Annotated in this window: 10 protein-coding genes and 1 pseudogene; 6 read left to right on the top strand and 5 right to left on the bottom strand. The window is 68.6% G+C overall.

The annotated features are described in order from the left end of the window. Positions 1–284: 284 nt before the first annotated feature. The 3 genes from aroA to serC form a co-directional block, all read right to left on the bottom strand. A complete protein-coding gene (gene aroA / locus HEP73_RS10185; RefSeq protein ID WP_185823076.1) occupies positions 285–1,598 on the bottom strand; it encodes a 3-phosphoshikimate 1-carboxyvinyltransferase in 1,314 nt (437 codons plus the stop codon). A 388-nt stretch (positions 1,599–1,986) separates the two neighbouring features. Further along, positions 1,987–3,153: a prephenate dehydratase gene (gene pheA, locus HEP73_RS10180; protein ID WP_185823075.1), complete on the bottom strand. Its 1,167-nt coding sequence runs from the start codon at positions 3,151–3,153 to the stop codon at positions 1,987–1,989. A 79-nt stretch (positions 3,154–3,232) separates the two neighbouring features. Next, positions 3,233–4,318, bottom strand: a complete 1,086-nt coding sequence (serC, locus tag HEP73_RS10175; RefSeq protein WP_185823074.1) for a 3-phosphoserine/phosphohydroxythreonine transaminase — start codon at positions 4,316–4,318, stop codon at positions 3,233–3,235. 150 nt (positions 4,319–4,468) lie between these two features. Between serC and msrP the strand changes: the two genes are divergently transcribed. Together msrP and msrQ are read left to right on the top strand one after the other, a co-directional pair. Further along, positions 4,469–5,437, top strand: coding sequence for a protein-methionine-sulfoxide reductase catalytic subunit MsrP (msrP, locus tag HEP73_RS10170; RefSeq protein ID WP_185823073.1), 969 nt, complete (start codon positions 4,469–4,471; stop codon positions 5,435–5,437). A gap of 105 nt (positions 5,438–5,542) precedes the next feature. Next, positions 5,543–6,172, top strand: a complete 630-nt coding sequence (msrQ, locus tag HEP73_RS10165; RefSeq protein WP_185823072.1) for a protein-methionine-sulfoxide reductase heme-binding subunit MsrQ — start codon at positions 5,543–5,545, stop codon at positions 6,170–6,172. On the opposite strand, the gene HEP73_RS10160 is transcribed toward msrQ, so the two are convergent. Then, a complete protein-coding gene (locus HEP73_RS10160; RefSeq protein ID WP_185823071.1) occupies positions 6,141–6,938 on the bottom strand; it encodes an FHA domain-containing protein in 798 nt (265 codons plus the stop codon). The two genes, msrQ and HEP73_RS10160, sit on opposite strands and share 32 nt — an antisense overlap. Positions 6,939–7,057: 119 nt before the next feature. On the opposite strand from HEP73_RS10160, the gene HEP73_RS10155 reads away from it, so the two are divergent. Further along, a complete protein-coding gene (locus HEP73_RS10155; RefSeq protein ID WP_003473856.1) occupies positions 7,058–7,333 on the top strand; it encodes a polyhydroxyalkanoic acid system family protein in 276 nt (91 codons plus the stop codon). A gap of 438 nt (positions 7,334–7,771) precedes the next feature. Here the strand turns inward: HEP73_RS10155 and HEP73_RS10150 are convergent, their stop codons facing one another. Beyond that, entirely contained in the window at positions 7,772–8,491 is a 720-nt protein-coding gene (locus HEP73_RS10150) for an FFLEELY motif protein (RefSeq protein WP_185823070.1), read from the bottom strand. 87 nt (positions 8,492–8,578) lie between these two features. Between HEP73_RS10150 and HEP73_RS10145 the strand changes: the two genes are divergently transcribed. The 3 genes and pseudogenes from HEP73_RS10145 to HEP73_RS10135 all read left to right on the top strand — a co-directional run bounded on the left by HEP73_RS10145 (position 8,579) and on the right by HEP73_RS10135 (position 11,761). Beyond that, positions 8,579–9,853, top strand: coding sequence for a patatin-like phospholipase family protein (locus HEP73_RS10145; RefSeq protein ID WP_185823069.1), 1,275 nt, complete (start codon positions 8,579–8,581; stop codon positions 9,851–9,853). Between the two features lie 83 nt (positions 9,854–9,936). Beyond that, the gene (locus HEP73_RS10140) at positions 9,937–10,563 is read left to right on the top strand and encodes a phasin family protein (RefSeq protein WP_185823068.1); all 627 of its coding nucleotides are present in this window, start codon (positions 9,937–9,939) and stop codon (positions 10,561–10,563) included. Between the two features lie 201 nt (positions 10,564–10,764). Further along, positions 10,765–11,761 (top strand): annotated as a pseudogene (locus tag HEP73_RS10135) (restriction endonuclease). Positions 11,762–11,848: the final 87 nt, after the last annotated feature.

Here is an 11,848-nt window from a genome sequence, read left to right as displayed (position 1 = left end):
CTCGCGCTCGCGGGAAACCGATGCCGGGGTACGTTCGCACGCCCATCGCGGCTCACCTTGGGCATGGATCATTGTGGTCGCGCTGGTACTGGCGGCCGGTGGCTGGTGGCTGAGCCGCGATCGCGCAGACCAGGTCCCCGCCAATACCCCGGCCCCGGCGACGCCCGCCAACGATCCGCCGCGCGCTCCGTAGCCGCGTACTCGCTAGTTTCGCCATTCGCCTGGCAATCGATTCCGTGAGATTTACGCGCCGCGGCCTGCGCTCTGCAGGCCGCGGCCATTTTTCACTCGCTAGCGACCAACCCGAATCCGGCATTGCGCGCCAGCGTGTCGAAGCCCGGGAACGAGGTCGCCACGTTGGCCACATCGTTGATCCGCACCTCGCCATCGGCCAGCTGGCCGGCAATGGCGAACGCCATCGCGATGCGATGGTCGCCATGGCTTTCGATCACCCCGCCACCCAGCGGGCCGCCATGGATCGTGGCGCCGTCGGGCGTCTCGTCGACCACGATGCCCAGGCTGCGCAGGCCGGTGGCCATCGCGGCCAGGCGGTCGGATTCCTTGACCCGCAGCTCGGCCGCGCCGGTGACCACGGTCTGGCCCTGCGCGGCGGCCGCGGCGACGAACAGCGCCGGGAACTCGTCGATCATGTCCGGCACCACCGCTTCGGGAATCCGCACACCGCGCAGCGGCGCGTAGCGCACGCGCAAGTCGGCCACCGGCTCGCCGCCGTGTTCGCTGTGATTGTGCTCGACGATGTCCGCGCCCATCAGCCGCAGCGCCGCGAGCAGGCCGGTGCGGCGCGGATTGAGGCCGACCGCGCGCAGGGTGATGTCCGAACCGGGAACGATGCTGGCGGCGACGATGAAGAACGCCGCCGAGGAGAAATCGGCCGGCACCGCGATGTCGGTGGCGCGCAGCCGCTGGCCGCCGCGCAGGCGCGCCTGGCCGGGTTCGAACGCAATCTCCACGCCGAACGCGGACAGCATGCGCTCGGTGTAGTCGCGGGTCGGATGCGGTTCCTGCACCGAGGTGACGCCATCGGCATACAGCCCGGCCAACAGCACCGCCGACTTGACCTGGGCGCTGGCCACAGGAGAGACGAACTCGATGCCGTGCAAGGGCTGCCCGCCATGGATACGCAGCGGCGGCACGCCGTTGGCGTCGGTATCGATGCGCGCGCCCATCAGCGCCAACGGCTCGGTCACCCGGCGCATCGGCCGCTTGGACAGCGACGCGTCGCCGACCAGCACACTATCGAACGGCTGCGCGGCCAGTAAGCCGGCGAGCAGCCGCATCCCGGTGCCGGCATTGCCGCAATCCAGCTCGCCCTGCGGCGCCTGCAAGCCATCGACGCCGACCCCATGGACGATCCGCTGCGACGGCGACGGCGTCTCGATCCTGACCCCGAGCCTGGCGAAGATCGCCGCGGTCGACCGCGTGTCCTCGCCCTCCAGGAACCCATCGATATGCGACACCCCATCGGCCAACGCCGCGAACATCACCGCCCGATGCGAGACCGACTTGTCGCCCGGCACATTCAACGTCCCCTGCAAAGCAGAGCCCTTCGTCGCGATCCAGTCCTGCTCGTTGCTCATCACCGTTCCTGAGATTACCAGCCACCCGTCCCGCGGGCCGCTGTTGCTGTTGCTGTTGATCTTGCTGTTGATCTTGCTGTTGCTGTTGCCGTTTGCTTTTCAGGGGTCCCCATTGAGGGTCGGCGAGCGGCCTGGGAAAAACCCCGCAGGGGCGACGCGCAGGATGCGCGTCGTTTTTCGCTGGCACATGGATGTGCCATCGAAAAATCCCAGGTTGCTCGCGGACCCCGCGCGCAGCGCGGGGCGACCCGACTGGGGCGGCCTTTCTTTTGCTTACTTTTCTTTGGCCGTACAAAGAAAAGTAAGTCGCGCAACGCGCGAAAGCCTTTGCTCTTTCTGTTGCTCTTGCTCTACCGCCAAACCAATTACAGCAGTCGCAAAGACCAGATCAAGGCACCGCCACCGGATAAGACCCCAACACCTTGATCTGCGCCGAATGCGCCTTCAACTCCGCCAGCGCCTGCTTCATCGACTCGTCCTCCACATGCCCGGCCAGATCGATGAAGAACCCATACTCCCACTTCGCCTGATGCGAAGGCCGCGACTCGATCCGGTTCATGCTGATCCCATGCCGCGCGAACGGGCTCAGCACATCGAACAGCGCACCCGGCTTGTCGTGGATGAACACCAACACCGACGTGCGATCGTGCCCCGACGGCGGAAAGATCTGCCGGCCGATCACAAGGAAGCGCGTCGTGTTGTCGTCGTCGTCCTCGATCGACTTCATGATCACCTTCTTCAGCGCATACACATGCGCCGCACTCTCCCCGCCAATCGCCGCCGCATCCTCCGCATTGCGCGCGCGCCGCGCGCCCTCCGCATTGCTCGACACCGGGATCTTCTCCACCTTCGGCAGATGCGCGCGCAGCCACCCGGCGGTCTGCGCGAATGACTGCGGATGCGCATAGATGCGCTCGATCGCATCGAGCCGGCCGGTGCGCGACAGCAGATACTGGTGCACGCGCAGCTCGGTCTCGCCGCAGATCTTCAGGTTCGAGGTCAGGAACATGTCCAGCGTGACCTGGATCGTGCCCTGCCCGGAATTCTCGACCGGCACCACGCCGAAATCGGCGTTGCCGCTCTCCACTTCCTGGAACACCTCCTCGATCGTCGCCATCGGCAGGCCCACCGCCGAGCGGCCGAAATGCTTGAGCACCGCCTGCTGGCTGAAGGTGCCTTCCGGGCCGAGATAGCCGATCTTCAGCGGCTCCTGCTGCGCCAGGCAGGCGGACATGATCTCGCGGAACACGTGCACCAGCACTTCGTCGCTGAGCGGGCCCTGGTTGCGGTCCACCACCATGCGCAGCACCTGCGCCTCGCGCTCGGGGCGGTAGTAGTCCACCGCCGCGGCGAGCTTGCCCTTGGCCTTGCCGACCTGGTGCGCGAACTGCGCGCGCTCGGCGATCAGCGCCTGGATGGTGCGGTCGATCTCATCGATCTTGGCGCGCACGTCGGCCAGTGCCGGCGCCGCGGCTGCGGGCTTGGCGATGGTCGTCGAGGTCGGCTTGGCCGGCTTCGCGTCTGTGGCTGGGGATTTCTTCGGCTTTGCGGCCATGGATCGTGGTTCCTCGATGTTCCGGAGCGCTGCGGGCGGTCCGGTCGCGGCTGAAGCCGCTCCTACATGGGGGGATGACTCAGCCGTTGCGTTGCTGGAAGTCGCGCATGAAGGCGACCAGCGCCTGCGCGCCGGCCACCGGCATCGCGTTGTACAGCGAGGCGCGGATGCCGCCGACCGCCTTGTGGCCCTTCAGCGCCAGCAATCCGGCGGCCTTGGATTCGGCGACGAAGCGCGCGGTGAGGGTCTCGTCCGGCAGGAAGAACGGGATGTTCATCCTCGAACGCGCATCTGCCACCACGGCGTTGCGGTAGAAGCCGCCGGAGCCGTCGATCGCCGCGTACACCAGCGTCGACTTGGCCTGGTTGCGGCGCGCGAACTCTTCCACCCCGCCCTCGGCCAGCATCCACTTGAACACCAGCCCGGCCAGGTACCAGTTCCAGGTCGGCGGCGTGTTGAGCATGGAATCGCGCGCGGCGTGCGAGCGGTAGTCGAAGATGTCGGCGCGCGGCTGGCCGCTGCGCTGCAACAGGTCCTTGCGGATGATGACCACCGCCACCCCGACCGGCCCCAGGTTCTTCTGCGCGCCGGCGTAGATCACCGCGTACTTGGACACGTCGATCGGCTCGGCGGCGATGCTGGAACTGAAATCGGCGAACAGCGGCACCGCGCCCACGTCCGGCGCGTCGCGGAACTCCACGCCGTGGATGGTCTCGTTGGCGGTGACGTGCACGTAGGCGGCATCGGCGCTGAGCTGCCAGCTCGCGCGCGGCGGGATGTCATGGAAGCCGCCGGCCTCGCTGCTGGCGGCGACATGCACGTTGGCGTACGGGGCGACCTGCTTGATCGCGGTCTTGCCCCAGTGCCCGGTCACCACGTAGTCCACGGTCTGCCCGGGCGCGGCGAAATTCAGCGCCAGCAGCGCCTGCTGGGTGGTGGCGCCGCCGGACAGGAACAGCACCGCGTAATCGTCGGAGATGCCGATCAGGCGCCGCAGGTCGGCTTCGGCCTCGGCCGCCACCGCCATGAACTCGGCGCCGCGGTGGCTCAACTCCACGATCGAGGCGCCCACGCCGTTCCACTCCAACATCTCCGCCTGCGCCTGGCGCAGGACCGATTCCGGCAATGCAGCGGGGCCGGCACTGAAATTGAACGCGCGTGTCATGGGGCACCTATCGGACAAGACGCCTAGTATGCCGCAGCGCACCAGCTTGCGGCCCGGGCAATTTAGGTTGCATTTGCATCCATCGGCCCCGCGCAAGCGTAGTCTTTGCCAAGAAGCCGCCAGCGGTCGCCCGCCCCCCAGGAGTCAGCCATGTCATTGCGCGATGCACTCAACATTCCCAGCCGCGAGATCACCGACGAGGCGGTCTATCGCGACCGCCGGCGCCTGCTGCAGGCCCTGGCGCTGGCGCCGGCGATGGGCCTGGTCGGCTGCGCCGAGGCCGAGCCGCCGGCCCCGCCGAAGACCGTGGTGACGCCGGAACAGGCGCGCAGCGGTTTTCGCACCAGCGAAGAACTGACCCGCTACGAGGACGTGACCAGCTACAACAACTTCTACGAATTCGGCACCGACAAGACCGATCCGTCGAAGGCGGCCAAGACCCTGCGCACCGCGCCGTGGTCGGTGAAGGTGTCCGGCGAATGCGACAAGCCCGGCACGCTGGCGCTGGACGACCTGCTCAAGGGCAACACGCCGGAGGAACGCATCTACCGGCTGCGCTGCGTCGAGGGCTGGTCGATGGTGATCCCGTGGCTGGGGGTGCCGCTGGCCGCGGTGCTCAAGCGCTTCGCACCGACCTCCAAGGCCAAGTACGTCGCCTTCACCACGCTGGCCGATCCGCAGCAGATGCCCGGCATCCGCTACCGCTCGATCGACTGGCCGTACAAGGAAGGCCTGCGCATCGACGAGGCGATGAACCCGTTGACCCTGCTCGCCACCGGCCTGTACGGCAAGCCGCTGCCGCAGCAGAACGGCGCGCCGCTGCGGCTGGTGGTGCCGTGGAAATACGGCTTCAAGAGCATCAAGTCGATCGTCGAGATCCGCTTCGTCGAGCGCATGCCGGAAACCGCCTGGCACGAACTGCAGGCTTCCGAGTACGGCTTCTTCTCCAACGTCAATCCGGCGGTGGACCATCCGCGCTGGAGCCAGAAGACCGAGCGCCGCATCGCCGGCAAGGCCAGCAAGCTGTTCGCCGAACGCATCCCGACCCGCCCGTTCAACGGCTATGTCGAGCAGGTTGCGGGGATGTATGCGGGGATGGATCTGAAGAAATGGTATTGAGCCGGGATTGGAGATTCGGGATTCGGGATTGGGTGCGCGCGGCTGCTATGCGGCCTTCGAACTCGCGTCCGATCTGCCTCGCCGCCGCCGACCTACCGAGACCGCATGGCTAAGACATCCGCTTCGTTGATCGCGGCCAAGACGCTGGTGCATGCGCTCGCGCTGGCGCCTTTGGCCTACCTGGGTTGGCAGTTCTGGCAGGTGTGGCAGGCCGGCAGCGATGCGCTCGGCGCCGATCCGGTGGCCGAGATCGAGCACCGCACCGGGCTGTGGGCGTTGCGCCTGCTGTTGCTGACGCTGGCGATCACGCCGCTGCGGCAGCTGAGCGGGCAATCGGTGCTGCTGCGGTTCCGGCGCATGCTCGGGCTGTACGCGTTCTTCTACGCCTGCGTGCACCTGAGCGTGTACCTGGGCCTGGATCTGCGCGGCTACTGGACGCAGATCTTCGAGGACATCGTCAAGCGCCCGTACATCACCGTCGGCTTCATCGCCTGGTTGCTGCTGATCCCGCTGGCGATCACCTCCACCCAGGGCTGGATGCGCCGGCTCAAGCGCAACTGGGGCAAGCTGCACAAGGCGATCTACGCGATCGGCGTGCTGGCGGTGCTGCACTTCTGGTGGCTGGTGAAATCGGACATCCGCGAACCGCTGCTGTACGCGGCGATCCTGGCGCTGCTGCTGGGCTGGCGCGGCTGGCGGGCGCTCAGCGCGCGCCGAACCACAGCAGCCCGCTGAGCGCGGCCGCCAGCAGCAAGGCGCTGAGCAGCAGCCACGGCCAGCGCAGCGCGGTGGCCGGGCGCGGGGTGGGCTCCGCGGCGGCGGCGAGCGGGACGCTGGCCGGATCGTGCTTCAGCGGCTCGCCGGGCGCGGCCTGCGGCACTTCCAGCACGAAGCGGTGCTGCGTGTCGAACACCAGCTGGTCGCCAGGCTGCAGCCAGCAATCGCGTACCGCATGGCCGTTGACCTGGGTCTGCGCATCGCCGAGCCCGCGCAGCAGCACGCGTTCGCCATGCCGCTCCAGCCGCGCGTGGCGTTCGGCGAAGGCGGGATCGTCGATGCAGATGTCGCAGTCGCGCAGGCGGCCGATGCTGCGCACCCGGTCCAGGGTATAGCTGCGGCCATGATGCTGGCCGCCGACGCCGCGCAGCACCAGCCGCGGATCGTCGCCCTCGCCTTCGGCCGCATCGGGCAGGCGATGCAGCGGCTCGCACACGCCCAGCACCAACATTTCCACACCGTCGGCATAGACCGCATCGCCGGCGCGCAGCAGCGCCATGCGCCGCACCGGACGCCCGTTCACGTGGATACCGCGGGCGCCGTTGGCCACCTGCAGCCACAACCCGCGCCGGTCCAGGCAGAACTGCGCCAGCAGCAGCGCGCCCTGGGTGTCCTCGACCACGCGCACATGCCCGGACGCCTGCCGCACGATGCGGTGCACGCCCGCGCGCAGGGGCCGGTCGGGTTGCTGGCGGTTGCTGAAATGGACTTGCAGGTCGGGCACGACGGGGAGCCTAGCAGGTTGCCCGCGCTTGAAGAAGCGCGCCGCAGCTGGACAACACTCCGCGCATACGCACAATGCCTGATCTTTTCCGCGGGCCGCACGCCCGCACAGGAGCCAGCATGTCCAGCATCGACATCCGCCACGACCACGGCAAGACCCCGGCACAGGCGCGCAAGGCGATCGAAGACGCCGCCAAGAAGCTGTCCGAACGTTTCGACCTGGAATCGCGCTGGGACGGCGACGCGCTGCTGTTCTCGCGCTCCGGCGTGGACGGGCGCATCGAACTGCTGCCCAAGCAGGTGCACGTCACCGCCGAACTGGGCTTCCTGCTGTCGGCGCTGAAGGGCACGGTGGAAAGCGAGATCCGCCGCGTGCTGGCGGAAAAGCTCGGCTGAGAAGCAAAAGCCCCTCTCCCGTCGGGAGAGGGGTTGGGGTGAGGGTCCGGCGCGAAAGCGTCTCGCTGAGTTGGGTGCACGAGGCTTTGCCCGTACCCTCATCCGCCCCTACGGGGCACCTTCTCCCGACGGGAGAAGGGAACAGCCTAAGCCCCTCTCCCACCGGGAGAGGGGTTGGGGTGAGGGTGCGGCGCGCAGCGTCTCGCTGAGTTTGGATGCACGAGGCTCCGCCCGTACCCTCATCCGCCCCTGCGGGGCACCTTCTCCCGAGGGGAGAAGGGAACAGCCATAGCCCCTCTCCCGTCGGGAGAGGGGTTGGGGTGAGGGTCCGGCGCGAAAGCGACTCGCAGAGTTTGGGTGCACGAGGCTCCGCCCGTACCCTCATCCGGCGCTGCGCGCCACCGTCTCCCGGCGGGAGAAGGAACAGCCGCGACCCGCTCAGTCGAAAGCGAACGGCTGCGGGTGTCCGGCGAACAGGCGCCGCGAGACCTCGCGCTCCGTGGTCTCGATATCGCCGATGAAACCTTCGGCATCGCCGAGTTTGGAAAACGCGTCGAAGCCGCGTTCCAGGAAGCCCTGCAGCTCCGACAGCCCCGCCGCCTTGGCCGGGCCGCGCGCAAAGCGCAGCAGCATGCGTACGCCCGGGGTGTGCACCGCGGCGGCCAGGCCCAGGCCGACGCTGGCGATCAGGTCGATCTGGTGCAGGCGCAGGCGGCGCAGGCCGGTGTGCCGGTAAGCCTCGGCGTACAAGTCGTCGTCCAGGCGCTTGCGGCGCGGCGCCAGCGCCTGCAGCGCCTCGGCCATGCGCAGGTCCAGCGCATGGGTCAGCACGCCCAGCTCGATGCCGTCGGCGACCGTGTCCAGCAGCGTGGCCGGCATCAGCCGCTGCATCATCGGCAGCACCTTGACGATGTCGGCATCGCGCCGGCTGAAATCGCGGTCGCCATAGACGTCGGTCAGGAAGAACATCGCCGCCGGGCGCCGCTGCGGGTCCTCCAGGAAGTGCTCGAAGCTGCGCTCCAGCCGCTGCGTCTGCCAGCGCCGCAGTTCCTGCAGCCAGCGCAGCGCATTGCGCGGCTCGTGCGCCGGATCGTGCACGGCCTGATGCCACGCCAGTCGGCGGCCGAGTCGTTCCAGGACGGGATTGCTGCGCGCCATGGGCGCCGATGATGCTGGTCGGCGGGCGTGACCGCAAGCATCATGCCGCTCGGCTACACTCCGGCCAACGCCCTTCGCGGACCGCGCATGCTTTCCCTCCACAGCGCCTCGCCACGCCCCCGTTCACACGGCCGTATCGGCCTGGCCATCGCCGGCGGCGGCCCGATCGGCGGCATGTACGGACTCGGCGCGCTGCGCGCGCTGGACGAGGCCCTGGACGGGCTCGACCTGACCCGTCTGGATTGCTACGTCGGCGTCAGTTCCGGCGCGTTCCTGACCGCCGGCCTGGCCAACCGCATCAGCAGCGCCGAGATCTGCCGGATCTTCGTCACCGGCAACAGCGACGATGCGCACTTCCGGCCCGAGGATTTCCTGCGCCCCAACGTCTACGAATACCTGCGCCGCGCCGCGACCCTGCCCAAGCTCGCCTATGGCTGGTGGCACGACCTGCTGACCGAGCCGCGCAAGACCCGCTGGTCGGACCTGATCACCCGCTTCGGCGGGCTGGTGCCCAGCGGCCTGTTCGACAACGCCGGGGTCGAGCGCTTCATGCAGGACGTGTTCAGCCGGCGCGGCCGCAGCAACGATTTCCGCGCGCTGGACACCGATCTGTTCGTGGTCGCGGTGGACCTGGACAGCGGCCGCACCGTGCGTTTCGGCGAACCGGGCATGGACCAGGTGCCGATCTCGCTGGCGGTGCAGGCCAGCGCCGCGCTGCCGGGGCTGTATCCGCCGGTGGAGATCGACGGCCGCCACTACGTCGACGGCGCGCTGCGGCGCACGATGCACGCCTCCACCCTGCTGGAGCGCGGCATCGACCTGATGATCGGGATCAACCCGCTGGTGCCCTACGACGCCACCCACGCGCCACGCCGCAATGGCCAGATCGACCGTGCGCGGCTGCTCAGCGGCGGCCTGCCGGCGGTGCTGTCGCAGACCTTCCGCACCCTGCTGCAGTCGCGCATGCAGGTCGGGCTGGAGAAGTACGCGCGGCAGTACCCGCGCGTGGACCAGCTGGTGTTCGAGCCCAACGCCGACAACAGCGAACTGTTCTTCACCAATCTGTTCAGCTATGCCGCGCGCCACCGCGTCTGCCAGATGGCCTATCGCAACACCCTGGCCGACCTGCGCCGCAACGCCGAGGTGCTGGAGCCGATGCTTGCCGCGCATGGCATCGCCCTGCGTCACCAGATCCTCAACGATCGCAAGCGCACCTTCATCGACGGCGTGGACGTGCAGCCGGGGCGCACCACCGAAGCCACCGCACGCCTGCGCCGCGCACTCGACGACGTCGACCAGGTCATCGCCCGGCGCCGCGCCACCCGCCGCACGCGGCGCGCGCCACCGCTTTCCGCCGACTGAGACGCCGGCGCTGGTGTGATTACTCTAACCAACGCCGTGAGTCTCGAATCCAGCCACCCAACCGCCGAAGGAACCGCACCGTCATGGCCACCCTGAAGAAATCCGCACGCAAGAAGAAGACTGCCGCCGCCGACGAGGGCCTGCAGGCGCAGGCGGAAAAGCTGTCCAAGCGCCTGGGCGAATCCGCGCAGCAGGTGTGGCTGGCCGGGGTCGGCGCGTTCGGCCGCGCCCAGGCCGAAGGCGGCAAGCTGTTCGAAACCCTGGTCAAGGAAGGCCTGACCCTGGAGCAGAGCACGCGCAAGCTGGCCGGCGGCGGCGTCGATGCGGTGCGCGATGTGGTGGAGAACCGGGTCGGCCAGGCGCGCGAACGCGCCGCAGATACCTGGGACCGGCTGGAGAAAGTGTTCGAAGACCGGGTGCAGCGCGCGTTGCGCAGACTGGAAGTGCCCAGCCGCGAAGACCTCGGCACCCTGGTCGATCGCGTAGACGCTTTGAACGCCGAACTGCGTAACCTGGGCAGCGGCCGCCGCGCACGCCAGGCGCCGGCCAAGGCGCCGGCAGCCAAGAAGGCGGCAAAGACCGCCGCGCCCAAATCCCGCCCGGCCAAGCAGGCAGCGCCGGCGCGACGCCGTGCCGGTCCGGTGGTGGCCAGCGCCACGCCTACGCCGAAACGCGCCAGCCGCAAGCGCGCAGCGGCGGCGGCTGAATGACGTTTTGTTGCAAAGCAGCAGATTTTTTCCGACAATCGGGATGGACCCGCCAGTCCATCTGAAGACCGTTTGCTCCCCTCCCCTCTCGGCTTCGGACTGGCGGGTCTTCTCCTGTCCGCCGTTCCCCGCTGTCGCCTTGCCGGCGCTGTGACACGCTGGCGATAAACTGGCGTCATCGAATAGCGTTACGCGGGTGCGAGCATGTTTTCCTGGATAGCGGCAACGGTCTTGGCAGTTGGAGCATGGCTCGCTGCCACGCTCTACCTGTGGGTGGTCCGGCGCCGCGAGAACGAGACCACCGCCGGGCTGCATGCCCTGGCCGGACTGCATTGGCGCGATTTCTCGCGCATGGTGCGGCGCGCGATGCGCGAGCAACGCGACCTGCACGACGTGGTCGCCGACGAGGACGTTTCCCAGGAACCGCAGAGCGATTTCGTGATGACCCGCGGCGATGCGCGCTGGCTGTTGTCGTGCAAGCACGGCCGCGCCTACCGGATCGGCTCGGCCGCGGTCAACGAACTGGGCGCCGCGGCGCGGCTGATGGGCGCGCAGGGTGGCATCCTGGTCACCGAGGGCAAGGTGCAGCGCGACGGCATCGCCGCGGCCGACAAGCAGTCGGTGGAGATCCTCGACGGCCGCCGCATCTGGCCGATGCTCAAGCGCTACCTGCCCAGCGAACTGGAAGATGGGGTGATCGGTGCCAGCCGCCGGCGTGCGCAGCGGCATACCGCGATCGCGGCGTTGGCCGCCGTGACCCTGGGCCTGCTGGTGGGACTGGGCGGACTGGCGCTGCAGCAGCGCAGCGCCGACGCGACATCCGTCGCGGCGCTCCCGCCCGCCCAACCCAAGTCGGCAGAAGCGCCGCACGCGTTGAACACCGCCCGCCGCCGCGACAGCGCCGGCAACCGTGGCGGTGGCCGAGGCCGAATCGGCCAGCGCAGCGCCCGACGCCGCCACCGAAGCCGACTATCGCCAGTCGGTGTCCAAGGCCCTGGCCAAGACGCCCGGCGTGATCCGCGGCATCTGGCAGACCCAGCTGACGCTGGTGATCGACCGCAGCGGCGACGATGCGCAGGTGTGGCCACGGATCTGCAAGGAAGTAGAGCGCTATCCCTCGCTGCGCACCGTGCGCATCCAGCTCAACCCGCGCCCCGACCACGACGAGCCGGTGCGCTGGCGGCAATGTAGGACGTTTTGAGCCGGGATTAGGGATTCGGGATTGGGGATTCGCAAGAGCGTTGGCAGCTGCGAGTCCATCGTCCCGCTGTTTGCATCCGGCGCGGCA

Origin of the sequence: Xanthomonas sp. GW (assembly GCF_014236815.1) — a bacterium.
Lineage (GTDB): Bacteria > Pseudomonadota > Gammaproteobacteria > Xanthomonadales > Xanthomonadaceae > Xanthomonas_A.
The sequence above is the reverse complement of the archived record's forward strand: the minus strand, read 5'-3'. Positions and strand labels throughout refer to the sequence as shown.